Here is a 24,336-nt window from a genome sequence, read left to right on the forward strand (position 1 = left end):
TACCCTCACGTAGCGAATATCCATCTCTACAGATTGGCTGATTTTTAAACAAAGGTCCACTTGTTCTTGAACTTTTAAGGTTGTAACTGGTGGCAGCCAGTGTTCCGGGTGATTAATTTCCTGACGCAACGTTTGATGGCGGGAACTGGGTGCTGTGGTAAATAGTGGTCTGCGAACTGGCTTCGTCGTAGGGGCTTTCATAGCAGGTCACACCACCTATGTTACGATAGCAATAGAGGTTCTCATAACCAGAATTGGCAAGCCCATTTTCCAGCTGTTCATCTCGGCAATAGGGTTCACCTTTTGACGTATAGACAATGGAACAATCTTTTGCCATCGCCCAGCTAAAGAAATGATCTGTAATTGTTTTATCTGTATGAACAAGCGTTCCCACACTGGCTGCTGCTGTTACAGGGTCTGTTAAGCTGCATCCACCTAAAGATATCATGGCGGTAAAACTTATCAGTAATGCACTCAAAAAACGCTTCATAATTCTGCCTAGATTAAAACTGATCATCGTATCAGTGAAATGTCCTGAACAGAGCTTAAGGTATTTTAGTAAATAAATTATTAGTAAATTTTACGCTGATCTTATGATGAGGAGGCCTTATTTGCGGATTGTCGATTGTTGTCGGGGTAAAGTTTCTATATAAAGTTCAACGAATTTCGAGTGATGGCTGTTTGATCGCAAGCTTTATATGCTTGGCGCATGTTCAAATAGTGGTTCACCAAAACGAGGGATGATTAATTCGTGGCTGATATTTTTCAGGAAGTTGAAGAAGATCTTAAACGTGAACGCGTTGAGGTTCTTTGGAAAAAGTATGGTAAGTGGGCAATTGGTGTTGCTGTTCTTGTTGTTGCGGCTGCAGCTGGTTTTCAAGGGTGGGAAAGTTACAAAAGCACTGTCCAGACCGAAAAGTCAGCAACTTTTGCATCAGCTTTGGAGTTAATCCAGGGGGGTAAAGCAGGCGAGGGAACTGCAAAGCTAACTTCATTGGCACAAGACGACGATGGGTACGGAACACTTGCTCGCTTTGAACAGGCACGTCTGCTTGTTGAAGCTAATGACACAGTTGCTGCAGTTAAAATTTGGGATGAAGTTGCCGCAAGCAACCCTCCGTTGAGTGTTCTGAAAGATGTTGCTGCTTTGTTGGCTGCGATGCACCTCGTCGAGAGTGGTGATATTGCTGATGTAAAGCAACGCCTGGCAAGTTTGGCCGTTGCAAATGGAGCATTCCGCTATAGTGCAATTGAGTTGCAGGCAATGGTAGCTTTGCGCGAAGGTGATCTTGCGGCGGCTAAAGCACTTTTTCAGCAACTCGTAGATGCGACTGACACACCGAATGGTATTAAAAGCCGGTCTGGTCAAATACTAGAAAGCCTGGCGGAGTAAGATTATGGGGATGGGGATGCGTAAAGGCCTTTTGATACTAGGACTTGGATTTGTTCTGGGTGGCTGTAGTCTTGCTGATAAGTGGTTTGGAGAAGATGAAGCTCCACCGTTACCAGGCGCGCGTATTTCCATTCAATCCGTAGATAAAGGTTTACAGGCTGATCCATCAATAAGTGATCAGCGCATTGTTCTGCCTCAGCCTTTTAAAAATACCTATTGGACACATAATGGGGGAAATCCAGCCCATGCCATGTTCCATCTTTCTTTAGGTGATGTCCCAAGAAAAAGCTGGAGTGATGATATTGGTGAGGAGAGTGATGGAGATGAACTCATTCTTGCTCAACCGATTGTCGTCGAATCAGTTCTCTTTACAATGGATTCTCGCTCTACCGTTAAAGCCTATGATCGTTTGAGCGGCCGCGTATATTGGGAAAAAGATCTTGATCCCAACGATGAAGATGATGGCTTCTTCGGAGGTGGAATTGCCTATGCGGATGGACGAATTTTTGTTTCGACCGGGTTTGCAAGAGTTTTCGCGCTGGATGTACGTTCCGGTGATGTGATTTGGTCTCAGGATGCTCCGGCTCCAATAAGGGCAGCACCGACAGTCAATGGTGGGCGTGTCTTTATTGTAACACTTGATAACCAAACTCTTGCTCTTGCTGCTGATGACGGACGCCGTTTATGGAGTCATATAGGTCTGCAATCAGAAACCAGCCTTCTTGGTGGTGCCAGCCCTGCAATTGCGGGACGTAAGCTGGTCGTACCTTATTCTTCTGGCGAAATTGTTGCCATTGATGTCATGGAAGGCGAAGAAGATTGGAACCTGAACCTTTCCTCTGTGAAAAAGACTGATCCCCTTACCGACCTCGCTCATATCAAAGCCATGCCGGTTATTGACAGAGACCGTGTCATTGCCATAAGTCACTCCGGTCGTATGGTTGCGATTGACCTCAAGGAAGGTGTGCGTCTTTGGGATACGGATATTGGCGGTGTTCAAATGCCTTGGGTTGCTGGTGAATTTATATATGTGTTGACCAATGATTCACAGATTGCGGCTGTTAGAAGGCAGGATGGTCGAATTCGCTGGATACAATCTTTACCGCGTTTTACAGATCAGGAAGATCGTAAAGGGTTGATTGCGTGGCAAGGCCCGGTGCTAGCGAGTGACCGCCTGATTGTTGCCGGTTCTCATGGCGAAGCAATTTCATTATCGCCCTATACAGGAGATGTTTTAGGATATCTTGAACTTCCAGATGGGGCGGCAATGCCACCGGTTGTTGTGGGGAACAATTTATATTTCCTGACGGCCGAAGCGGAAATTATCGCGATGCAATAAGCCCTTGATGAGGCTATTCCGCGAGTAGAAAGACAAAAAAATGACTTTTACAGTCGCTATAGTAGGGCGCCCAAATGTTGGCAAGTCGACGCTTTTTAACCGACTTGTTGGAAAGCGGCTTGCGCTTGTTGATGACCAACCTGGCGTAACACGTGATAGAAGAGAAGGGGATGCCTACCTCTTTGATTGCAGGTTTCGGATCATTGATACGGCAGGCTTGGAAGAAGCCTTTGATGGTAGTCTGGAAGCACGCATGCGCAGACAAACTGAACGTGCTGTCGAAGAGGCTGACCTCGTTATCATGGTTATTGATGCTCGTGTAGGCGTTATGCCAATTGATGAGCACTTTGCAAAGTACCTTCGCCGCGGGAAAACACCTATCGCACTTATGGCAAACAAGTGCGAAGGAAAAGTTGGCGAAGAAGGTCTTATGGAAGCTTATTCTTTGGGGTTAGGTGAGCCTATCCCGTTTTCAGCTGAACATGGTTTGGGGAGTAGTGATCTCTACGATGTTATCAAAGAGCATATGACACGTGCTGTTGAAGCAAAGGCCTCATCAGAAGTATATGAAGCACCTAAGCCTGATTTGGAGAATAAAACAGCTGCCGAAGATCATGATGATTTCGATGAAGAGGAATATTCGGAAGAGGAGTTCGAGGGTTTTGAAGATGACGGGGAAGGTCGTGGGCCTCTACAGTTGGCTATCGTTGGTCGACCGAATGTTGGTAAATCGACACTGATCAATAGGTTGATTGATGAAGATCGATTGCTGACAGGCCCCGAAGCGGGGATTACGCGGGATGCTATTGCCATTGAATGGGAATACCGTGGAAAGCCCCTCAAGCTTGTGGATACGGCAGGACTGCGTCGACGTTCCAAAATAGAAGACAAGGTAGAGAAACTTTCGGCTTCTGATACCATTCGTGCACTAAAGTATGCGCAGGTTGTTGCTTTGGTCCTAGATGCTGATGGCGTCCTGGAAAAACAAGACCTGACGATTGCACGAACTGTGATTGATGAGGGGAGAGCTCTCGTTATCGTTGTGAATAAATGGGACACCTGTAAGGACAAAGATGCGGTTATGCAGCGAGTGAAAGATCGCTTGCAAACATCTTTGCCTCAGGTCAAAGGTATTCCTGTCGTGACAATATCCGCACTTAAAGGGCATAAGCTGAACAAGATGCTAGATACTGTCTTTGATATTTACGATGTATGGAACATCCGTTTACCAACTGCGGGATTAAACAGATGGCTTGCCGAGCTGATCGAGCGTCATCCACCACCTGCTCCGGGGGGGCGGCGGATTAGGCTCAAATACATCACGCAAGCGAGAACGAGACCACCAACCTTTGCGATCTCTTGCTCCTTACCGGAAGATCTGCCTGCATCATACACAAGGTTTCTCGAGAACAATCTCCGCGAAATTTTTGATATGCCTGGGGTCCCCCTTCGTATGCACATGAAAAAGGGTGATAATCCTTACGCAGGTAAGAAGAGTTAACGAACGTAAATGAACAAAGATTCCATACAGGAACCTTTGTTCATTAGATCATATCCGACTTGATTTGAATCGTTAGGGCTTCCTTTTTATTTAATTTTGAGATTCATTATCGGCTTGGTTTCAGGAGGTCATAATGTATCGTAGAGGCAAAGCCTATCCGCGGGAGCTACGCGAACGTGTTATTGCAGCCGTCCGGTCAGGATCAAGCCGTAGGGCAGCGGCTCGCCGTTTTGATATTGGCATCTCGACGGCTATCAACTGGTGTGCACTTGAGCGCGAAACAGGGGATATTGAACCAAAACAACGTAGCGGTAATCGTAAACGAGTTCTTGAACCCTATGGCGGCTGGATAAAGGCACAACTTGAAGCCACGCCCCATATGACGGTCCTCAAACTACAGCAGGCTCTTGCAAGTCAGGGAGTTTCTGTGAGCCACGATACGGTTTGGCGTACAATGCGTGGTCTGGGTCTTAGCTTCAAAAAAAAGCCTGTTTGCGGCTGAGCAAGAGCGACCTGATATTACTGCAAGGCGTTATTGGTGGAAAGCCTATCAAAACAAGCTTGATCCCACGCGCCTTGTTTTCTGGATGAGACCTGGGTGAAGACCAATATGGCCCCCATAAGAGGATGGTGTGCGAAAGGAGAACGCCTGAAAGCTTATGCACCCCATGGGCACTGGAATACAATGACTTTCCTTGCCGCTCTCAGATGAAGTGGTATAGAAACCCCTTGTGTATTTGATGGCCCGATTAACGCCGAGCGCTTTACTGCACGGGCAAAAGAGATGTTATGTCCTAGCCTCAAACAATGGGATATTGTGATCATAGATAATCTCAGTTCCCACAAAAACGCCGCCGTACGTGAAGCCATTAGAGATAAAGGAGCCAAGCTTCTGTTCTTGCCTCCATACTCCCCTGATTTCAACCCGATAGAACAAACTTTTTCCAAAATAAAACACTGGATGCGCATCGCTCAGGCAAGGTCAGCTCATCCCGTCCACAATACCCTCGCAGAAATCATCAGCTCAATTCCGCCAAACGAATGTAGAAATTACTTTAGAAACGCAGGATATGACCATTATTAACACTGATACAATCTAAAGAGCTTTTAATATAGTACTCAAGCATTACCAATGGATTGGCTTAATAGACTGTCACCTTCTGCTCGGGGTATTACTCTGGAGGCTGGGAAGGTGATCGTTGCAATGGTACCTTTGTTGATTTCACTACCCAATCCAAGTTGGCCATCGTGTTGTTCCATAAGCGACTTTACAAGCGGTAATCCTAGACCGGTTCCTTCAAAAGCGCGTGTCATGGGGGTATCTGCTCGAATAAAGGGTTCCAGAATTCTTTCCAGTTCATGTTTCGGAATACCGATCCCGGTATCTTTAATTTCGATACTCAAACTGCTATCAGCATTTTCCTGAGCCTTGAGAATAACTTCTCCACCCGGTGGTGTGAATTTTACTGCGTTTGACAGCAAGTTAAGAAGGATTTGCTTAATTGCTCTTAAATCGGCACGTACAAATGGCAAGTCATCCGGAATGTCCAGCGTGACAGGGACGAACTCAGAAGAGCTTTGCCCTACGACCAACTTGTGCGCAGCGCGGGCTGTTTGAATGATATCAACTGTTTCATCCTGTAGCTCAAAGGCACCGGCCTCAATTTTGGAAAGGTCGAGGATGTCGTTGATTAAATCAAGTAGATGGGTTCCAGATGAATGGATATCCTGACAATAGGATTTGTAGTGTGTCGAACCCAAGGGGCCCATCAATTCGCCCTTCATAATTTCTGAAAAGCCTAGGATAGCATTTAGCGGTGTTCTGAGTTCGTGGCTCATATTTGCAAGAAATTGAGATTTTGCGGTATTTGCCTGATCTGCAATTTCTTTGGCGCGGCGGATCTCTCGCTCCTGGTTTTTCAGAGGTGTAATATCTGTGGCAAGAACAACAATTTCCTTTGCGGGTGTCCGGCGATGATTAAACTGTAACCATGTGCCATTGCTCAGGTGTAAAATCATTCGCTCTTGAAGGGATTCGTGGCTTGCGCAGGTCTCTTTGATAAACTCTTCTTCTCGACCTTCTGTGCCAACAAAATCGCCGGCATAGACAAGTTCACGTACCTGATCTTCAAAACGGGATCCAAGTGTTATAATGCGGGCACGTTTGGCTGAAATATTTCGATAGTTACTATTACAGAGAACCAATTTGTCTTCTTGATCATAAAGGGCAAAGCCTTCTGACATGGTCTCGATTGCCTGCGTCAGTTGGGCTTCAGAACGTTTGGCCCTAAGTTCTGATGCCTTGACGGCGGCTTCATAAGCTGACTGTTTTTGTAATAAATCATTGTAGGCGGTAACAACAGCACCAAGCTCGTCATTAGAGGTCCAATTCACAGCAACCCGGTTTTTGTGTTGTTTTTCGGTTTGAATTGATTCCAGCAGAAGTTTCAGTGGGACACCGATGTACGAATTTGCCCCCAAAAATGTAAGAGCAGATAAGACGAGAATGGTAACAACCATAACCAATCCATCAAAGATCAATCTTTCTTTGATTTCTGCCGAGATCAATGCGTCGTGGAACAAGACCCTAACCGTTCCAATTGTTTCTAGACGATCAAAAGAGTTATGCTTTATTTCGGTTTCTCTTGAAAGTGCAGCATCGACTGTTTTGGCATTCTCACTTGTCAATTCGGCAAGGATGAGGCCGTCGGTATCATAAACCTGGGCAGAATGGAATTCTGGGTTTCTTGACAGAGCCAGTAAAATAGCCTGAATAGAGTCCAGATCATAGTTCCAGACCGGGGTTGATAAAGCTGTTCCCTGTATATCGACCATTTTGTCCAGACGCGTTCCCAGTTCGGAATTCAGTTTGTGAATATTCCGGCTTTCAAGGACCGTGAAAAGAAGCAGCAAGCTGATGCTGATCAGTGGTATATAGATTGACAGCAGCTTCCCGCAAATGGAGTTGCGTATATTTAAATTCAAACGGTGCTCCACACCCTAATGTATCAATGCTCTAATAAAACAGTTTTCGCTTGCCAGTTTTCTTTAAATCTAACCGACTTTTACATAGCAAAGAACTTCTCGTAACCTAACATTATCCTCTTAAGCAAAAATGAACGGATAATGTCTCATGGAAGTCACTTACTACATAACAAAAGATTGCTGTGAGAGTTTTTTTTCAACTAATAGAGAAAACTTGCCATTAATTATCCCGTATTCCAAGCTTATCATCCTGTTTTTCTGTTCTGGTTTCCAACTTTATTCTGAAAGAAATGATGTAAAAGCAATGTTGTTATTATAGCATCTTAACGAATATCGTTGGTTTGAATGTTACACCGTGAAAAACTTATATTCTAGGGGCTGAATTAATCTCACGTTAATGGCAACTTGTTATTAATATGGCTTAGGTCTAACGGGAGCACGAATTAAATGAATCCAAACCAGGATGTAATTGAGCAAAGCATAGATAAAATTTTTGATGAAATCGCTCAACTTAGTATTGAAATCGAGAATGTAGGGCAGGTTGCCCAACAAATTGACGCTATTGCCCGTCAGACAAATCTTTTGGCTTTGAATGCAACAATTGAGGCCGCTCGCGCTGGTGATGCGGGGAAAGGCTTTGCTGTTGTTGCTGGTGAAGTGAAACAGTTGGCTGGACAAACCAGTCAGGCGACAACAGAAATCGGCGGAATTGTTCAATCTCTCTCCTCACACGTGGAACAACTGAAAACAATAAGTACAAAAGCTCGGAATGGATTACCATCCAATGATACTTCGTTCGATGCGGAGCTGGAGGTCGAGAGCTAAAAAGGTTTTATCTTTCGATTGCGATAATAGGCAAGCATAGTTAGTGATTGCCTTTATTCTGATTTCTTGAAACATTGGGGAGTAAGGTAAAACTCCCAATGGAACTTTTTTATGCTTTCAGACAAGCCTCGGCTCCACCAATACATACTTCTTGTCATGCTTGGGGCAATATGGGGAAGTTCTTTTTTCCTTATTAAAATTACTCTGGAAAGTATTCCTCCGGTTACACTCACAGCCTTTCGTCTTTTTTTTGCTTTCCTTGTTTTGGTGAGTCTGATGTTTATTTTGGGGAAGCGTTTTCCCAGAAACTTTCAGACTTGGCGATACTATGTGTTGATTGGCATTACAGGGAATTTGTTGCCATTTGTTCTCATTTCTTGGGGTGAACTGCATATCGATTCCGGTCTTGCTGCCATATTAATGTCTGTGATCCCTTTGACGGCTCTGCTGATTGCTCATCTTTGGACCGAAGATGAAAAGATGTCATTGCCAAAACTTATGGGAGCGGTTATTGGATTTGCTGGTGTTGTACTCCTAGTAGGACCAGAAGCTTTAAATGGTTTGGGAGATTCTGTTTTGGGACAACTTGCTGTTGCCTTTGCCAGTTTTTGTTATGGTGCAAGCTCTGTTTTTGCACGAAGAGTCGGACTTGTTAAACTGGATCCAGTTGTGAATGGATCCGCAATCTTGCTTTGTGCATCTATGATGGCCTTGCCTGTGGCTTTTATCGTTGAAGATCCAATATCTTTTGAACCAACTCTTTTAAGTGTTGGTGCATTGTTAATGCTTTCAGTTGTATCAACTGCAATTGCTTATATTATCCTGTATTATCTTTTGGGTACTGTCGGGGCGACCTTTACTGCTTTGAATAATTATCTGGTACCTGTTTTTGGTATGGTTTGGGGTTTCTTGTTTTTATCCGAGAGTTATGAACTGGAAGCATTTATTGCTTTGGCAGTGATACTTCTGGGGATTATTGTTACACAGATGCAAGCTAAACCGGTCAAGAGAGTCGCGGCTGAATTTGTCGTAAGTGAAAAAACTGGAGAAGAGATTTGAAAAGTATGAAACACAATTGGCGTTGGGTCTTGATATTATCTGCCATTGGTTTACTTGCTGGATGTGCAAATGAGCCTGTCAAAGTTGAGGCTTCCAGGACTGTAGCTGATGCGGTGGCCAGAGGTGCGCAAATATATGGGCAGAACAAATATACCCCTTGGGGATTTGGGGTCTGTTACGGCAGAAATTTCAACAATCCGTCACAGGTTCTCGCCTTTGCCAAAGAAACATGTGGTGATGGGCGTATAGAACTTAGAGGGGAAGATCTACTTTGGAATAATTGTCCAATGTTCCAAGGTGCACGAGCTTCATTTGTTTGCTATCCCCGTGGCCCAAAGTTCAGTCCTGTAGGCGGGTAGTATTTCATTACAGAATATAGAATCATCAATTTATTGCCACTCGTCCAAGACATTGGCGTCAGGTTCGCTGTCTTTATATGCGAGTTGTAAATCTTCGAACTCTTGTCTGTTTAGCAAACGTTTCATCGCCCAAACCGCCATTGCCCGTACATAGGGGGATGCGTCTTTTAAAAGGGGGGTGATGCGTCTGGCGACAGATTTGTCACCGCAATTGCCTATTCCGATAAGAACATTTCTTATAAATCGGTCCCGCCCGATACGTTTTATCGGGGAGCCAGAGAAAACCTGCCGGAATGTTGCATCGTCGAGTTCAGCAAGATCTGCAAGTCGTGGCGCGGTTAATTCTATTCTTGGGAAAAGGTGCTCTTCGCTAGTTACCTCTGCAAACTTATTCCAGGGGCAAATCGCTATACAGTCATCGCAACCATAAATCCGGTTGCCCATTGGGGCGCGGAACTCTTCCGCAATATGACCATGATATTCAATTGTTAAATAGGAAATGCAGCGCTTTGCGTCTAGGATGTAAGGGGACGGGAAGGCATCTGTTGGGCAGATGGACAAGCATTTGTTACAGCTACCACAGTGATCTTCCTCGTGGCGGTCCGTTTTTATCTCTAGATCTGTATAGATCTCCCCAAGGAAGAGCCAGGACCCGTACTCTCTGGAAACCAGATGTGTATTCTTACCTTGCCAGCCTATGCCGGATTGTGCTGCAGCAACTTTCTCAAGCACAGGAGCAGTATCGACAAAAACTTTGACCTGACATCCAAGATTTTCAACCATCCATCGGGCGAGTGCTTTCAGACGTTTTTTAATGAAGTCATGATAGTCTTTGTTTCTGGCATAAACCGAAATATTACCACGATCATCAAAATCCAGATTAGCCAAAGCAGGTTCTGCTGGACCATAGTTGACGCCTAGAACAATAATGCTTTTCGCATCTTCCCACATCGCGGTCGGGTCTTCGCGCCACTCTAATCGGTTTTCCATCCACGCCATGTCGCCATGGTACCCCTGATCAAGAAAAGTACGGAGGTTCTGTTGGCTTTTCTCGTTAATTTTAGCAGGAGAAAATCCAACAGTGTCAAATTTTAACTCCAGGGCTTTTTGACGAATAGCTGCCGCAGGGTTGAGCAGGGAAGTTGAGCTTTGTTTCGATTCTTTGCTCATCTTCTTCTTTCTCTTCCCTTACATTTCTCGCAGTGACCTAATTATTTATAGCACATTGCTGTTGCCATTTTAATCCAGTGCCGGGATGTCACCACCGTTTTGCAGCTTGTGGAATTCTTCCTGGAAAGATTCAAAAGTGCCAGCGGCGATAGCATCTCTCATGCCTGCCATAAGTTCTTGGTAGTATGCAAGGTTGTGAATGGTTAACAGAATGGGGCCAAGCATTTCCTTTGCTACAAAAAGATGGCGCAGATAAGCACGGCTGAATTGCGTACAGCACGTACATTTACATTGATCATCAACGGGACGATGATCATCCTGATGCCTCTTGTTCCGCATATTCAAGGCGCCGCGACGCGTAAAGGCCTGTGCATTGCGACCAGAACGTGTCGGCAGAACACAGTCAAACATATCAATGCCGCGTGCAACGGCACCAACCAGGTCTGATGGCTTTCCAACCCCCATCAGATATCTTGGTTTATCTTCTGGTAGATGGGGCATGGTATGGTCAAGAACTTCGAACATGACATTTTGGCCTTCGCCAACAGCAAGGCCACCAACAGCATAGCCTTCGAACCCGATGTCAATGAGTGCTTCGGCTGATTCCTTGCGCAAATCTTCATAGGTTGATCCCTGCACAATACCGAAAAGGCCGTATCCGTCTCTATCTTTGAAAGCTTTACGGCAGCGTTCCGCCCAACGCATGGAACGGCGCATGGAGTGGGCGGCTTCTTCGTGCGTGGCCGGGTAGGGTGTACATTCGTCCAGAACCATCGTGATATTGGAATCCAATAGATGTTGAATTTCCATTGATCTTTCTGGTGTCAAATTGTGTTTACTGCCGTCGATATGGGATTGGAATTTAACCCCTTCTTCCGTTATTTTCCGCAAACCGGAAAGGGACATAACCTGATAGCCACCTGAATCGGTTAGGATTGGGTGCGGCCAGTTCATGAATTTGTGCAACCCACCATGACGATCAACCAATTCAGCCGTAGGGCGCAACATCAGGTGATAGGTGTTTCCCAAGACAACCTCTGCACCTGTGGTACGCAATTGATCTGGTGTCAGGCCTTTTACAGTGCCAGCTGTACCGACAGTCATAAATGCGGGGGTCTGAAAGGTACCGTGAGCCGTGGTAACTTCACCACGGCGTGCGAGCCCGTCTTTTGCCTGTAGTTCGTATCCAAATTTTGGGGTATTACTCATAGGTGATCCTCACGCTCTAACAGACTACAGTCTCCGTAGGAATAAAAACGATAACCATTGTCTATGGCATGCTTATAGGCTTTATGCATCCGCTCAAGACCAGCAAAAGCAGAAACCAGCATAAAAAGAGTTGATCTGGGCAGATGAAAGTTGGTGAGCAACAGATCGACAATTTTAAACTTATAGCCCGGGGTAATGAAAATGTCAGTCTCGCCATCAAAGGGATGAAGTGTTCCATTCTGATCAGCAGCACTTTCCAATAGCCTAAGGGCTGTCGTACCAACAGCAATAATGCGTCCGCCATTTTTCTGCGTCTGATTTATACGGTTTGCTGTCTCTTGATCAATATGACCGATTTCGCTGTGCATTTTATGATCGCGAAGATCATCAACCTTTACAGGTAAAAAAGTACCCGCGCCAACATGTAGAGTGAGCGTAATGTGCTCTATGTCTTTGGCATCCAATGCTGACATTAATCTGTCTGTATAATGCAGGCTGGCGGTTGGGGCTGCTACAGCACCACGATATTTGGCAAATCGGGTTTGATAATCTTCTGCATCTTGTTTGTCTGATCCTGCCTCGCGTTGAATATAGGGAGGCAGAGGCATTTTGCCATGTTCTTCGAGATGCGGGTAAAGCTCTTCAGGTGTGAGGTCAAAGTTCAACAGAACTTCACCGCCGTCCAGTTTATTTTCTACCTTGGCATTAAAGCCATCCGCAAAGCGGACAATATCATTCTGTTTCAGCTTTTTTGCTGGTTTGGCAAATGTCCACCATCTCGCACCACCATCTTGCGAAGGAGGTTCTTGCTTATGGAGGGTAACTTCGACCCCAGCTTCGCCACGTTTCCCCTTTAGACGGGCAGGTATCACTTTGGTGTCATTAAAAACGAGCAGATCGCCGGGTTGGATAAGGTTAGGCAGATCAAGCATTCTATGATCTGTCAGACCGTTTCCAACAGAGAGAAGCTTCGCCATATCACGCGGGTTTTCCGGACGTTGGGCGATAACGTCACGGGGCAATTCAAAGTCAAAGAGATCAGTTTTCATTCATCTATTCCTGGGGCTCTTTGAGTATTTTTGATAATACCAGAGCAAATCGAGCCGATAGGTAGCAGAAGAAAGCCAAAGACGCAAAGGGATGAGGAAGGATAACTGCCATGATTTAGAGGTATAGTACTCTAGGAGAAAAGAGAGGTGCTCTATTTCTATCTGGCTTTTTCAGTTGGTTCTTTGACGTTGTATCTGAGACCATATCCAACACGTTCTTTGGAAATACCTTCAACATAATGGTAAGGGCGTTCTTCGATACCGGAAAAATTTCGTCCACGCATCAGGATCATAACACCGGGTTCAGCAGCATAGTGGCGTGCATTATTTTTCTCTCGGTCATCACAAACATAAAATCCGGCTTCTCCTGATAATGTCAAAATGGCAATGACTGCTTCAAAACACAGGAGATCGCGGTGTGGTGTAATGCCCTTTGATCCTTCTTTGTAGATAAGGGCAGCTTTATCGTTAAAAGAGAAAGGAAGAGGATAAGGCGATGGCTGCATCAGGGCAAAGGCCTGATTTATTTGTTTTTCCAAAGCTGTTTGATAATCATCCAAGATACTTGGCTGATCAAAATTCATTGCAATTTCAAAATCCTGCTCAACCTCTTTCCCTTTCGGTCCAACGATGGGTGTACAGGCCCTAAAGGGTAGGTGATTCACCGCAGCCAACATCTTTTGACAACCTGTCTGATCAACCAAAGGAAAGGCTGCAACACCTTCTTTGGGGAGAAGTTTCATTGCCTGAGCAAGCGAATGGGGGGAGGTTAAAAGATGCTGTGTAAAGTCAGACATGGAAAACTCTAAAAATCGGAAACGAATGTGAATAGATTATAATACGATTTTGTTTTCGTGGATGCGACAGATTGCGCCACCTTTGTTGTATATCTTGGAGATTACAGAACCTTGATGACTGTACAGCCAAGGAAAAGCTGTCTATAGATAACGCTCGTTTTTCCAGCCTGTTAATAGAAATGTTGAATGCATGAATAGTCACCTGTTGAGACTGTTTTTTTTCTCTGTCCCAATTGTTAGCGTGTTTAGCTCTAATGCCCTGGTGCCGTTGGTTATCATTGTTGCTGTCATTATTTCAGTCCTACATGGTATTGAAACAAAATCGATACCAAGTTTTACTCGGACTCAAATTATTATATTTTTACTATTCTTTGGTTGGGTGACGATTTCAACTCTTTGGACAATTAATCCTTTGACGGCTTTTAAATTAGACTTAAGGCTGATTGGATTGACGATTGCTGGTTTGGTGCTGGTAAATGCAGTTACTTATTTGGATAAAGAAAATAAGCGACAGATGACCAACGCGGTTTTGTTGGGGCTGGTATTGGCTTCAATTTTCCTGTCTATTGAAGTTTTTTACCAGGCACCCATTACAAAAGTTTTTAAAGGCAAATCTTTGGATGCGTGGGTCGACCCGTCTCGGTTTAATCGTGGTGTAACCTTCATTGGCATTAGCTTATGGATTTTATGTGCTATTTTCAGCAAAAAGCTGTCTCTTTTCTTCAAGCTTCTTTTCCCGATTATTCCTATTGCTTTATTATATTTTGCGCCGAGTGAAAGTTCTCTTGTTGCGGTTATCTTAGGTACAGTTTGGTATTTCCTCTTTTTTAAACTTCCAAAGCTTGGATTTCGCATCCTTCCCATCATTATGATTATCTCAGTGCTTGCGATGCCTTTAGCCACGAGATATGTGGAACCTCTATATGACGCTGAATCTTCTCACTCCATTCCGTTTTCTGCTAAACATAGATTTTTCATATGGGATTTTGTCAGCAGTCAAATTCTTGAGAATCCTGTAATTGGATGGGGATTTGATTCTGCCAGGGATTATCCAAATCGTGGAGTTGAAAATTATGTGCACACTGAACCAAATGGCAATATTCGGGCCTTAGAAGGTAGAATTATTTCACTCCATCCTCATAACTTTGCTTTGCAGGTATGGCTGGAACTTGGGTTTATTGGGGCAATTCTGGTTTCTGTGATCATCTGGATTGTGTTTGGATATCTGAAGTCTCGGCAATTGTCTGAGAGAATAGAAATTCAGGCTATGCTTGTTTCCACCTTTATCATTGCCTTGCTGGGTTATGGTATCTGGCAGAATCGCTGGTTTGTTATGTTCTTTATCTTTGCTGCAATGATTCCGTTAATTCAGCCAAGACAAGATCAGGAAAGAATAGACGAGGCAGATGAATATGGGGCATAACTTATTAAGATTCTTTATCACTTATGCTTCTCTTTGGGGCGCAATTTGTGTGGCAGTCAGTGCATATAGTGCTCATGGTTTGGAGAGCGATGAAACGCGTATGCTGTGGGCCGAAACAGGTAGTTTTTATGGCTTGGTTCACGCCATTGGCCTCTTATTACTTGTCGGATTTAATTTTTTACAGCGAAGTCCTTCAAAGCTTCTGGTGATTGCCTGTTGTTGTTTTGCTTTTGGGCTTTTGCTTTTTACAGGCGGCCTTTATGTCAAAGCACTGGCGGAAATTTCGCTTGGTGGTCCCTTTATTCCTGTGGGCGGAAGTTTATATATTTTAGGGTGGCTTATGACTGCGCTCTATGGTGCAAAATTTGTGGGCAGAGAAAATGTCTGAGCACTTTCTTGATGCAACAGGGCTGAAATGTCCTATCCCTGTGTTGCGTGCACGCAAGGCAATGAAGCCATTGGCGATGGGGGATATCCTGGAAATTCACGCAACGGACCCCAGTGCTGAACTTGATTTTAAGAATTTTTGCGAAACAACAGGGCACGAGTTAATTTCGTTTCAAGAACAAGATGATGTTTTGATTATGAAAATCAGAAAAAAATAATATCCTCTACCCCAAAAATAGTTTTAGAGAAAAACTCTAGAGGCAGAGGTTAAATCATCATTCTTCTCTAAGATCTATATATTGCCCGTTTAAGACACAATCGACAGAGGCTAAATCAACAAAAGTATCCGTAATTTCTTCTGGTGATCTGAGCGTCATTGGATCTTCGCCCGGGAAAGCTTTTTCCCGCATTGTCGTTCTGACGGGACCAGGTGAAATCAGATTGGCCTTGACGTTGGTTTTTTCATTTTCACAGGCATAAGACTGAACCAATGTGTTCAGTGCTGCTTTAGAGGCTTTATAAAGGCTCCAATAGGCTTTTGCCGATGATCCCGTTGTGACAAAAATTGCACGCCCTGCCTCAGATTTTTTCAACAGAGGGTCAAGACTTCTGATCAGGCGATAATTCGCGGTGACATTGATATCGAAAGTTTCTTGCCAGATCTTTGGTTTAATATGCCCAATGGGGGACAGAGGGCCAAGCGATCCTGCATTTCCAACAAGAATATCCAGCTTGCCATAGCGATCATAGAGAGACGCCCCAAGTTGATCCAGGCCATCCATGTTCTTTAAGTCATGGGGGATCAGGATTGGTTTTTTGCCACCTTCTGAGCGAATTTCATCATCAACTTCTTCAAGGGCACCAACTGTTCTCGCCATTAACAAAAGCTGAGCGCCTTCTTGCGCATAGCGTTTTGCTACTGCACGTCCAATACCACGAGAGGCTCCTGTAATAAGCGCGATACGCCCTTCGAGACGCCCGTTAACTACTTCACTCATGTTGTTACCTTAACCGGCTTTGGATTTCATAAAACGGGGAACGTCAACTACGTGATCTTCATAATCATCGATCTGTGTTGGATAGTGCCCGGTAAAAGGTGCGTCACAGTATTGAGGCGCTTCTGCATTGCGCCCTTCTTGACCCATTGCTCTGTACATGCCGTCAATTGATAAGAACGCAAGGCTATCAACACCAATGTGTTTCGCCATTTCATCCAGATCCATTTGAGCCGCTAGAAGCTCTTTGGATTGAGAGATATCGATGCCGTAGAAGTAAGGATAGCCAATTGGCGGGGAAGCAATACGCATATGAACCTCTTTGGCACCAGCGGCTTTTACCATCTCTACAATTTTGACAGAGGTTGTTCCGCGCACCAGTGAATCGTCAACGAGGATAACGCGCTTACCTTCGAGAACGGCTTTGTTGGCATTGTGTTTTAACTTTACGCCAAGGTTTCTGATCTGCTGCCCAGGTTCAATAAAGGTACGACCAACGTAGTGATTACGTATGATACCCAATTCAAAAGGCACACCAGATTCTTGAGAGTATCCAATTGCAGCTGGAACACCTGAATCTGGTACCGGGACAACAACATCTGATTCAACATGACTTTCTTGTGCCAACTCTTTACCGATGTTTTTACGGGCTTCGTAAACGCTGACACCGTCAATGAATGAATCCGGGCGGGCAAAATAGATGTATTCAAAAATACAGGTCTGTTGACGCGTTGGCGGGAAGGGGCGCATGGATTGAACACCGTCATCATTAATGACGATCATTTCGCCGGGGTCAACGTCCCGTATGAAATTGGCACCTATAATATCCAAAGCACAGGTTTCGGAAGCGACGACATAACCGCCATCCAGCTCACCAAGGACCAATGGTCTGATGCCGTGGGGGTCGCGGACAGCAATAACGCCTTCTTTTGTCATGCAAAGAAGCGCGTAAGCTCCTTCAATACGTTGAATGGCATCTGTAACCTTGCCAACAATGGTGTCCTGAATAGAGGTTGCGACGAGGTGCAAAATAACCTCGGTATCCATTGTTGACTGGAAGATTGACCCACGCATGACCAGTTGATCACGTATTTTTTGCGAGTTGGTCAGATTTCCATTATGACAAAGCGCAAATCCACCATCGTGAAGCTCAGCAAAAAGAGGCTGCACATTCCTCAAGGCTGTTTCGCCTGTGGTCGAATAACGCGTGTGTCCGATGGACATGTGACCTTTCAGACGCTCAATCACCTCTTGGGAAGAAAAATTATCCCCAACGAGACCCAAGGCACGGTGGTTATAAAACTCATTACCATCATAACTGATGATACCGGCGGCTTCCTGTCCGCGGTGTTGCAGGGCATGGAGGCCAAGGGTAACGAGAGCCGCAGCTCCTTCGTGCCCATGAACAGCATAGACGCCGCATTCTTCGTGGAGTTTATCATCGTCATGAAAATCTTCGAGTGTCATGGCTTTCGCTTTCCTGAACTCAGTAATAAATCCGTTATTCGCTGCCACTCACGGCATCAATGGTTTTTTGCATTTGTGAGCGCATTTCATCATTATAGCCTGTAGAATCTTCACCTTCGGTTGATGATTTTGATTCCGGGCTAATTAAACGCTGATAAGTCTGTGTTGCGTTATAGGCTTGTCGTGCTGATTCAGCTTGTTTTAGGACCTGTTTGATTGTCTCGTTATGGAACTTTTCAGGTAAAGCTTTTACTAATATGGCTGAGGCCTGTTGAATTGTCGGGCGTGTTTTGGCGCGTTCAACATCCTCTGGCCATCCTTCTTTTTCAGGCATCAGGAATACAAAAAGCGCGATCCACATGATGCTGACAATAATACCACCGCGTAACAGGCCGAATAAAAAGCCAAGAGATCTGTCCAGGGGGCCAAAGGTACTTTCTCTTACATGGCGGCAAATCGCCCTGATCATCACCATGAAAAGCCCAAGAGTAATCACAAAAAGGGCAAAGCCTGTAACGATTTCGGCTACAAAAGGAATATTGATAAATTGTTGCACATAAGGAAGCAGTGGGTGGAAGGTCCACAGTGTAACAAAGCCTGCCCCAATCCATGATGCGACAGATAGAACTTCGTGCACGAATCCCCGAAACAGAGCAAAGAGACCTGAGACGACAATGATGCCAATTACAGCGACATCGAAGAGTGAGATGGGTAAGTTTTCCATCAATACCTAACAATTTTGCCGGTTAGCCACCTGCAGCATTCTTAACTGATTTCGCTGCAAACAGCGCAACCAGATCTTGCAGATGTTCAATCTGCCTTGTATCTAACCCTGAAGCGACCTTATTACAATTCTTCTTTGCACGGATCGGCGGAATTATTGCATTTTTAAAACCAAGTTTTGTGGCTTCTTTCAGTCTGCCTTCTGATTGATTGACTGCTCTGATCTCTCCTGAAAGACCAATTTCTCCAAATACAACAGTATCTTCTGGTACCGGAATGTCCATGGCGGCTGATATTAATGCGGCTGCAACAGCCATATCTGCGGCGGGTTCTCCAATGCGTAATCCACCTGCGACATTAAGATAAACTTCGTTTCCAGCCAGAACGAGACCACATCTTGCTTCAAGGACGGCAAGAATCATCGCCAGACGGCCAGAGTCCCATCCTACAACCGCACGTCTCGGGTTTGCCTGTTGCGAAGGAGAGACAAGGGCCTGTATTTCCACAAGAACAGGACGTGTTCCTTCCAAACCAGCAAAAACGGCTGCACCCGTAACATTCCCACGTCGTTCAGCGAGAAAGAGTGCGGAAGGGTTCGATACTTGCTCGAGTCCCTGTTCTGACATCTCAAAGACGCCAATTTCGTCTGTGGGACCAAAACGGTTTTTTACGGCCCGCAAGATTCTGAAGTGATGCCCGCGCTCCCCTTCGAAGGTAAGGACAGTATCAACCATGTGTTCCAGAACTTTTGGTCCGGCAATGACGCCTTCTTTTGTCACGTGCCCCACAAGTAAAACACTGAAGCCTCTGGTTTTGGCAAGCTGGATTAGCTCCTGAGCTGAAGCACGAACCTGTGATACTGTACCGGGGGCAGAATCCAGACTGTCGACAAACATTGTCTGTATGGAATCAATAACAACAACCTGTGGAGCGTCATGTTCATCAAGCGTGGTGGCAATATCACGTACAGAAGTTGCCGAGGCGAGTAAAAAATCATCGCCTTTCAATCCAAGACGCCGGGCACGCAGTCGAACCTGATCAATAGCTTCTTCACCTGAAACATAAACACATTTGACACCGGCATTGATTGTCAATGCCGCCAATATCTGTGTTAGAAGCGTAGATTTTCCGATTCCTGGATCTCCGCCGATCAGAACAGCTGAGCCGGGAACTAATCCTCCGCCACAAACTCGATCAAATTCCAGATTTTTGCTGATCATTCTTGGAACGGGCTTACTCGTTCCTTCTAGGCTTACAAATTCAATTTTTTTGCCCTTACGAACGTTTTTCTTGCCAAGCCCACCGGGGATGGGAGAGGAGGATCCAGCTTCTTCTGTAATGGAGTTCCACTCTCCACAGGAATCGCATTTCCCTGACCATTTGGCATAGTCAGCACCGCAGGATTGACAGACATAACGAATTACGGGGCGAGCCAAAAGAAATCTCCTGAATTATGTATGTAGTGCTAAGATAATTTAACTCAGCCCTGTCAGATTTTAAACAATATCAGCCTGCAGCACGGTCACTATTTGCAAAGCTGATTTTTATCGGACCATCGAGAAGACCATTGATAAATTGATGAACGTAAGGATTATCTGTTTTTTCCAATTCGTTTGTGGGGCCTACCCAGGTAATTTTACCGTCATAAAGCATAGCTATTCGGTCGGAAATCCGCTTGGCAGAGTCCATGTCATGCGTAATTGTCAAACCTGTGGCGCCGAGCTCTTTTACTGATTCAACAATTAACTGGTCAATTACATCACCCATAACGGGATCAAGACCCGTGGTTGGTTCGTCAAAAAACAGCGTTTCCGGTGTTGTGGCAATTGCACGAGCAAGGCCTACTCGCTTTTTCATGCCGCCTGATAATTCAGCCGGGAATTTAGTCGCAAAACGTTCGCCCAAACCAACGGCAGACAGCTTTTCAAGCGCGATACGGTGCGCTGCTTTTTTAGGAACACCATGAGCCTGTGTTAAGCCGAAAGCAACATTGTCGAGAATTGAAAGGGAATCAAACAAGGCAGCGTATTGGAAAAGCATACCAAATTTGCGGCGTACCTGTTCCATATCATCATTGCCAAGGCCGATAATTTCTTGTCCGTCTATTTCTATACTGCCTGCATCAGGCCTTAAAAGGCCAATCATGCATTTTAGCAAAACAGATTTTCCTGTTCCTGAGCCACCAATAACAACCAGAGATTCGCCAGCATAAACATCCAAGTCCAAATCATTCAAAATAACTTTTGGGCCAAAGGCTTTGGTAAGACCTCTGATCTTGATTCTTATGTCTTTGTTGGCTGTATCTGGGGTGGTCGTATCTGTTTTGTTGCTCATATTGAGAAAAACAACTCAGTGATGATGTAATTGAAAACGAGAATAAGAATCGAAGCTGATACAACTGCATTTGTTGTTGCTGCTCCAACACCTTGCGCGCCACCTTTTGAATGAAAACCGTGATAACACCCCATCAAAGTTATCAAGAAACCAAAAACGGCAGCTTTGACCAGACCAGAAATCACATCAAGGTTTTCCATGAAATCAAGGGTATTCTTGATATAGGTTGCAGGATTAAATCCAAGTTTGTGTACGGAAACAAGATACCCGCCAAAAACCCCAATTGTATCTGCCACAAGAACAAGGAGGGGGAGTGTTAAAACGCCAGCAATCACACGAGGGGCTATAAGGTATTTAAAAGGGTTTGTTGCCAGGGTGTAGAGGGCATCAATTTGTTCTGTGACCCGCATGGTACCAATTTCGGCGGCCATGGCGGCGCCAACACGACCAGCAACCATCAATCCAGCCAATACAGGGCCAAGTTCACGGGTGATTGAAACAATGACAACATTGGGAATGGCACTTTCTGCCGAGAAACGCGCAAAGCCCGTATAACTCTGTAACGCGAGCACCATGCCGGTAAAAATTGCAGTCAGACCAACAACTGGTAATGAATAATACCCCACCTCAATCATTTGCTTCAAAATGAGCTTTGGGTAGAAGGGAGAGCGAAAGCAATGTGATATTGCTGTGCTTGCAAAAACGGAAAGGCGCCCAATAATCTCTAAAAAACGTAGAGTAAGATTACCAAGAGGTTGTAAAATAGGCATGCAGTTTACCGTTTATGCGCGTTGCTTTGGGGAATGATCGATTGAGATATAGTGAAATTAATACACACGAGCATTGATTGCTCGAGCAGAATTTTCCTTCCCCCTAAGGATCTGTCCACTTTATTCCAATGAGATAACGTTAATTCCATACTTTGGTATTCAAAGTTGGAGACACCCGTCATCTTGCGAGTTAGGTACAATACCCAAGGTGATCTTTTGCGTCAATTGAGGTTGGCGCAAAGCCTTGGCCTCTTTGCCTTAATTTTGTTGATTAATAGTTTTCCGGCAAGTGATCTTCCTCGACCAAATCAGAGAACTTTGTAAATTCGCCGTTAAAGTGGAGTTCAACAGAACCGATTGGGCCGTGACGCTGTTTACCTACAATCATCTCGGCTTTGTTGCGGGCTGCATCTAGGCGTGCTTCGTGATTGGCAAGTTTTTCATGGAACTTGTCAGTCGAATCATCCACACCTTGCCCCGGCTTTTCGCGGGCGATGTAATACTCATCGCGATACAGGAAAATGACAACGTCGGCATCTTGCTCAATCGAGCCGGATTCGCGTAGGTCCGAAAGTTGCGGGCGTTTGTCTTCACGTTGTTCTGTTTGACGGGAAAGCTGGGATAGCGCGATAACAGGTACGTTCATCTCTTTTGCAATCCCTTTCAGACCACGAGAGATTTCAGAAACTTCCTGAACACGGCTGTCGCTCCTTCCGCCGGGAGCTCCAGACATCAGCTGTAGGTAATCGACGATAATAATATCCAGTCCATGCTGCCTTTTAAGGCGCCTGACCCTGTTGCGAAGGCCTGGGATTGTCAGGTTCGGTGTATCGTCAATAAAAAGTTTGTAGTTCGAAAGAGCGCGACTGACCTGGAACACATGTTCGAACTGATCTTCACTCAACTCCCCTTTACGCATGAGATGCGATGGCGTTTCTGCTGCTGAAGACAAAATCCTGCTTGCAAGCTGATCTGCTGACATCTCCAAAGAAAAGAAAGCAACAGACATCGGGATATCAACTTCGTTACCTTCAGCATTATGTCCGGGCTTTGTTGATTGTGCGATGTTAAAGGCAATGTTTGTTACAAAGGCTGTTTTACCCATAGAGGGTCGTGCAGCAAGAATAATCAAGTCAGAATGATGGAAACCGCCTAGAAGTTTGTCCACATCGCGCAGGCCACTTGAAACACCGGAAATACCGTCGCCCTGTTTCATGGCGACATCAATGTAATTCATTGAAACAGCAAGAGCATCGGCGAAAGATGTAAAGCCGCCTTCGGTCTGGCCCTCTTCTGCCAAACGGTACAGCTTTTGTTCTGCACCCTCGATTTGTTGAGTTGCAGAAAGTTCCAGTTCGTGCGTATGGGCATGATTCACAACTTCTTCACCGAGATCAATCAGTTCTCTGCGGATATAGAGGTCGTGAATAATTTTACCGTATTCAGACGCATTGATGATTGTAACAACATTACTCTGAAGCTCAGCCAGATAGCTGGTACCACCAAGTTCTTCCAGATTGCCGTTACTGGCAAAAAAGTTCTTTAGGGTTGTTGCATTTGCCAGTTGTCCACGCTCGATAAGTGTTTTGCAAGCGTGATAAATCTCGGCATGGGCCGGGTCTGCAAAATGGACGGGAAGAAGAAAATCCGAGATCCTTTCAAAGGCCTTGTTGTTTGACAGAACAGCTCCTAACAGAGCTTGCTCTACCTCGTAGTTATGAGGAGGAGAGCGAAGTTCTTGTCCATCATCAAAGGGGATGTCTGAAACATCAAAGGGAGGAATCGCGTGATCTTCCATGGCCTCGAATCTAGAAAATTAGTACCAACAAACGCCTGATTATATCTGTTTCTTTTCCCCGTTTTAGGGCAAAAAAAGAGCGCAGAGGAATGTAGCCCTTTAGGGACGAGAAGTACAGGTTGGAAATGAAAACGGCACCTCGAAAGGTGCCGTTTCATGATGCTCAGAAGTATAAAAAGAAGACTTATGCTTCTGTTTCTTCTTCTGTGATTTCTTCTTCAACTGCTTCTGCAACAGCTTCACGCTCTTCAGCAGCTTCCTCATTGGAAACAGCACCGCCAGAGCTAAGCTGTAGTTCAGCTTCTTCAGCAGAACGTGCAGTGTTAACAACAATGTTAACGGAAACTTCTGGGTGCAGAACAACTTTAACGTCGTGCAGGCCAAGAGTTTTGATAACTTTGTCGAGAACAACCTGAGAGCGGGCAATAGTAACGCCAGCTTCAGTAACTGCTTCAGCAATATCACGGGTGTTTACAGAACCGTAAAGTTGCCCGGAATCACCAGCCTGACGAATCAGAGAAACAGTCAGACCTTCAAGTTTGCCAGAAACCTGTTCGGCTTCTTCGCGACGCTTGAGATTGTCTGCTTCCAGCTGAGCACGCTGGTTTTCGAAGTGTTGAAGATTTGCTTTTGTTGCGCGCATAGCTTTCTGCTTTGGAAGCAGGAAGTTACGAGCATAACCAGGTTTCACGGTGACGACATCACCCATCTGACCAAGTTTTTCGATGCGTTCTAGAAGGACGACTTGCATGA

Annotated in this window: 22 protein-coding genes and 2 pseudogenes; 10 read left to right on the forward strand and 14 right to left on the reverse strand. The window is 45.1% G+C overall.

Features of this window, described 5'->3' with window-relative positions; all coding sequences use genetic code 11:
• Positions 1–112 precede the first annotated feature (112 nt).
• Entirely contained in the window at positions 113–490 is a 378-nt protein-coding gene (locus D9A03_RS06125) for a hypothetical protein (protein WP_120496304.1), read from the reverse strand.
• Between the two features lie 261 nt (positions 491–751).
• Here D9A03_RS06125 and D9A03_RS06130 point away from each other — a divergent pair, with 261 nt between their 5' ends.
• From D9A03_RS06130 to D9A03_RS06145, 4 genes and pseudogenes are all read left to right on the forward strand, one after another.
• A complete protein-coding gene (locus tag D9A03_RS06130; protein ID WP_120496305.1) occupies positions 752–1,393 on the forward strand; it encodes a tetratricopeptide repeat protein in 642 nt (213 codons plus the stop codon).
• A 16-nt stretch (positions 1,394–1,409) separates the two neighbouring features.
• The gene (locus D9A03_RS06135; protein WP_254054979.1) at positions 1,410–2,732 is read left to right on the forward strand and encodes a PQQ-binding-like beta-propeller repeat protein; all 1,323 of its coding nucleotides are present in this window, start codon (positions 1,410–1,412) and stop codon (positions 2,730–2,732) included.
• Positions 2,733–2,772: 40 nt separating this feature from the next.
• Complete coding sequence (gene der, locus D9A03_RS06140) at positions 2,773–4,233, forward strand: ribosome biogenesis GTPase Der (protein ID WP_120496307.1); 1,461 nt, start codon at positions 2,773–2,775, stop codon at positions 4,231–4,233.
• A 133-nt stretch (positions 4,234–4,366) separates the two neighbouring features.
• Positions 4,367–5,317: pseudogene (locus D9A03_RS06145) on the forward strand (IS630 family transposase).
• A gap of 35 nt (positions 5,318–5,352) precedes the next feature.
• Here the strand turns inward: D9A03_RS06145 and D9A03_RS06150 are convergent.
• Positions 5,353–7,218 carry an ATP-binding protein gene (locus D9A03_RS06150; RefSeq protein WP_120496308.1) on the reverse strand — a complete coding sequence of 622 codons (1,866 nt, stop codon included), beginning with the start codon at positions 7,216–7,218 and terminating at the stop codon, positions 5,353–5,355.
• 525 nt (positions 7,219–7,743) lie between these two features.
• On the opposite strand from D9A03_RS06150, the pseudogene D9A03_RS20250 reads away from it, so the two are divergent.
• The 3 genes and pseudogenes from D9A03_RS20250 to D9A03_RS06165 all read left to right on the forward strand — a co-directional run.
• Positions 7,744–7,941, forward strand: a pseudogene (locus D9A03_RS20250) (methyl-accepting chemotaxis protein); the annotation flags it as partial.
• A 213-nt stretch (positions 7,942–8,154) separates the two neighbouring features.
• Positions 8,155–9,102 (forward strand): DMT family transporter, encoded by a 948-nt coding sequence (locus tag D9A03_RS06160; RefSeq protein WP_120496310.1) that lies wholly within the window; start codon positions 8,155–8,157, stop codon positions 9,100–9,102.
• A 5-nt stretch (positions 9,103–9,107) separates the two neighbouring features.
• A complete protein-coding gene (locus D9A03_RS06165; RefSeq protein ID WP_162937994.1) occupies positions 9,108–9,461 on the forward strand; it encodes a hypothetical protein in 354 nt (117 codons plus the stop codon).
• A 30-nt stretch (positions 9,462–9,491) separates the two neighbouring features.
• On the opposite strand, the gene queG is transcribed toward D9A03_RS06165, so the two are convergent.
• The 4 genes from queG to D9A03_RS06185 all read right to left on the reverse strand — a co-directional run bounded on the left by queG (position 9,492) and on the right by D9A03_RS06185 (position 13,686).
• Positions 9,492–10,631: a tRNA epoxyqueuosine(34) reductase QueG gene (queG, locus tag D9A03_RS06170; protein ID WP_120496312.1), complete on the reverse strand. Its 1,140-nt coding sequence runs from the start codon at positions 10,629–10,631 to the stop codon at positions 9,492–9,494.
• A 69-nt stretch (positions 10,632–10,700) separates the two neighbouring features.
• On the reverse strand, positions 10,701–11,840 hold the full coding sequence (tgt, locus tag D9A03_RS06175) for a tRNA guanosine(34) transglycosylase Tgt (protein ID WP_120496313.1): 1,140 nt from the start codon (positions 11,838–11,840) through the stop codon (positions 10,701–10,703).
• On the reverse strand, positions 11,837–12,889 hold the full coding sequence (gene queA, locus D9A03_RS06180) for a tRNA preQ1(34) S-adenosylmethionine ribosyltransferase-isomerase QueA (protein ID WP_120496314.1): 1,053 nt from the start codon (positions 12,887–12,889) through the stop codon (positions 11,837–11,839). The genes tgt and queA overlap by 4 nt, the downstream gene beginning before the upstream one ends.
• A 158-nt stretch (positions 12,890–13,047) precedes the next feature.
• Positions 13,048–13,686 carry a hypothetical protein gene (locus D9A03_RS06185; RefSeq protein WP_120496315.1) on the reverse strand — a complete coding sequence of 213 codons (639 nt, stop codon included), beginning with the start codon at positions 13,684–13,686 and terminating at the stop codon, positions 13,048–13,050.
• Between the two features lie 190 nt (positions 13,687–13,876).
• On the opposite strand from D9A03_RS06185, the gene D9A03_RS06190 reads away from it, so the two are divergent.
• The 3 genes from D9A03_RS06190 to D9A03_RS06200 are packed head-to-tail and all read left to right on the forward strand — an operon-like array spanning position 13,877 to position 15,714.
• The gene (locus tag D9A03_RS06190; RefSeq protein WP_120496316.1) at positions 13,877–15,109 is read left to right on the forward strand and encodes an O-antigen ligase; all 1,233 of its coding nucleotides are present in this window, start codon (positions 13,877–13,879) and stop codon (positions 15,107–15,109) included.
• Positions 15,110–15,158: 49 nt separating this feature from the next.
• Entirely contained in the window at positions 15,159–15,497 is a 339-nt protein-coding gene (locus D9A03_RS06195; RefSeq protein WP_162937995.1) for a DUF423 domain-containing protein, read from the forward strand.
• Positions 15,490–15,714 (forward strand): sulfurtransferase TusA family protein, encoded by a 225-nt coding sequence (locus D9A03_RS06200; RefSeq protein WP_120496318.1) that lies wholly within the window; start codon positions 15,490–15,492, stop codon positions 15,712–15,714. Before D9A03_RS06195 ends, D9A03_RS06200 begins: the two co-directional genes overlap by 8 nt.
• A 57-nt stretch (positions 15,715–15,771) precedes the next feature.
• Here the strand turns inward: D9A03_RS06200 and D9A03_RS06205 are convergent, their stop codons facing one another.
• From D9A03_RS06205 to rplI, 8 genes are all read right to left on the reverse strand, one after another.
• The gene (locus D9A03_RS06205) at positions 15,772–16,494 is read right to left on the reverse strand and encodes an SDR family NAD(P)-dependent oxidoreductase (RefSeq protein WP_120496319.1); all 723 of its coding nucleotides are present in this window, start codon (positions 16,492–16,494) and stop codon (positions 15,772–15,774) included.
• 9 nt (positions 16,495–16,503) lie between these two features.
• Positions 16,504–17,958 (reverse strand): amidophosphoribosyltransferase, encoded by a 1,455-nt coding sequence (purF, locus tag D9A03_RS06210; RefSeq protein WP_120496320.1) that lies wholly within the window; start codon positions 17,956–17,958, stop codon positions 16,504–16,506.
• A gap of 34 nt (positions 17,959–17,992) precedes the next feature.
• A complete protein-coding gene (locus D9A03_RS06215; RefSeq protein WP_120496321.1) occupies positions 17,993–18,682 on the reverse strand; it encodes a CvpA family protein in 690 nt (229 codons plus the stop codon).
• A 22-nt stretch (positions 18,683–18,704) separates the two neighbouring features.
• Positions 18,705–20,117, reverse strand: coding sequence for a DNA repair protein RadA (gene radA / locus D9A03_RS06220; protein WP_120496322.1), 1,413 nt, complete (start codon positions 20,115–20,117; stop codon positions 18,705–18,707).
• 70 nt (positions 20,118–20,187) lie between these two features.
• Positions 20,188–21,015, reverse strand: coding sequence for an ABC transporter ATP-binding protein (locus D9A03_RS06225; protein ID WP_120496323.1), 828 nt, complete (start codon positions 21,013–21,015; stop codon positions 20,188–20,190).
• Positions 21,012–21,785, reverse strand: coding sequence for an ABC transporter permease (locus D9A03_RS06230; protein ID WP_120496324.1), 774 nt, complete (start codon positions 21,783–21,785; stop codon positions 21,012–21,014). The genes D9A03_RS06225 and D9A03_RS06230 overlap by 4 nt, the downstream gene beginning before the upstream one ends.
• 271 nt (positions 21,786–22,056) lie before the next feature.
• Positions 22,057–23,583: a replicative DNA helicase gene (locus D9A03_RS06235; protein WP_120496325.1), complete on the reverse strand. Its 1,527-nt coding sequence runs from the start codon at positions 23,581–23,583 to the stop codon at positions 22,057–22,059.
• A gap of 184 nt (positions 23,584–23,767) precedes the next feature.
• Positions 23,768–24,334: a 50S ribosomal protein L9 gene (rplI, locus tag D9A03_RS06240; protein WP_120496326.1), complete on the reverse strand. Its 567-nt coding sequence runs from the start codon at positions 24,332–24,334 to the stop codon at positions 23,768–23,770.
• Between the last annotated feature and the right edge of the window lie 2 nt (positions 24,335–24,336).

The sequence above is a fragment of the Kiloniella sp. EL199 genome, from assembly GCF_900313065.1.
GTDB lineage: Bacteria > Pseudomonadota > Alphaproteobacteria > Kiloniellales > Kiloniellaceae > Kiloniella.

What these genes read in the sequence shown, in the direction of transcription:
- D9A03_RS06125 (WP_120496304.1), bottom strand. Translation starts at nt 490, where the DNA reads ATGAAGCGTTTTTTGAGTGCATTACTGATAAGTTTTACCGCCATGATA.
- D9A03_RS06135 (WP_254054979.1), top strand. Translation starts at nt 1,410, where the DNA reads ATGCGTAAAGGCCTTTTGATACTAGGACTTGGATTTGTTCTGGGTGGC.
- der (WP_120496307.1), top strand. Translation starts at nt 2,773, where the DNA reads ATGACTTTTACAGTCGCTATAGTAGGGCGCCCAAATGTTGGCAAGTCG.
- D9A03_RS06160 (WP_120496310.1), top strand. Translation starts at nt 8,155, where the DNA reads ATGCTTTCAGACAAGCCTCGGCTCCACCAATACATACTTCTTGTCATG.
- D9A03_RS06165 (WP_162937994.1), top strand. Translation starts at nt 9,108, where the DNA reads ATGAAACACAATTGGCGTTGGGTCTTGATATTATCTGCCATTGGTTTA.
- queG (WP_120496312.1), bottom strand. Translation starts at nt 10,631, where the DNA reads ATGAGCAAAGAATCGAAACAAAGCTCAACTTCCCTGCTCAACCCTGCG.
- tgt (WP_120496313.1), bottom strand. Translation starts at nt 11,840, where the DNA reads ATGAGTAATACCCCAAAATTTGGATACGAACTACAGGCAAAAGACGGG.
- queA (WP_120496314.1), bottom strand. Translation starts at nt 12,889, where the DNA reads ATGAAAACTGATCTCTTTGACTTTGAATTGCCCCGTGACGTTATCGCC.
- D9A03_RS06185 (WP_120496315.1), bottom strand. Translation starts at nt 13,686, where the DNA reads ATGTCTGACTTTACACAGCATCTTTTAACCTCCCCCCATTCGCTTGCT.
- D9A03_RS06190 (WP_120496316.1), top strand. Translation starts at nt 13,877, where the DNA reads ATGAATAGTCACCTGTTGAGACTGTTTTTTTTCTCTGTCCCAATTGTT.
- D9A03_RS06200 (WP_120496318.1), top strand. Translation starts at nt 15,490, where the DNA reads ATGTCTGAGCACTTTCTTGATGCAACAGGGCTGAAATGTCCTATCCCT.
- D9A03_RS06205 (WP_120496319.1), bottom strand. Translation starts at nt 16,494, where the DNA reads ATGAGTGAAGTAGTTAACGGGCGTCTCGAAGGGCGTATCGCGCTTATT.
- purF (WP_120496320.1), bottom strand. Translation starts at nt 17,958, where the DNA reads ATGACACTCGAAGATTTTCATGACGATGATAAACTCCACGAAGAATGC.
- D9A03_RS06215 (WP_120496321.1), bottom strand. Translation starts at nt 18,682, where the DNA reads ATGGAAAACTTACCCATCTCACTCTTCGATGTCGCTGTAATTGGCATC.
- D9A03_RS06225 (WP_120496323.1), bottom strand. Translation starts at nt 21,015, where the DNA reads ATGAGCAACAAAACAGATACGACCACCCCAGATACAGCCAACAAAGAC.
- D9A03_RS06230 (WP_120496324.1), bottom strand. Translation starts at nt 21,785, where the DNA reads ATGCCTATTTTACAACCTCTTGGTAATCTTACTCTACGTTTTTTAGAG.
- D9A03_RS06235 (WP_120496325.1), bottom strand. Translation starts at nt 23,583, where the DNA reads ATGGAAGATCACGCGATTCCTCCCTTTGATGTTTCAGACATCCCCTTT.
- rplI (WP_120496326.1), bottom strand. Translation starts at nt 24,334, where the DNA reads ATGCAAGTCGTCCTTCTAGAACGCATCGAAAAACTTGGTCAGATGGGT.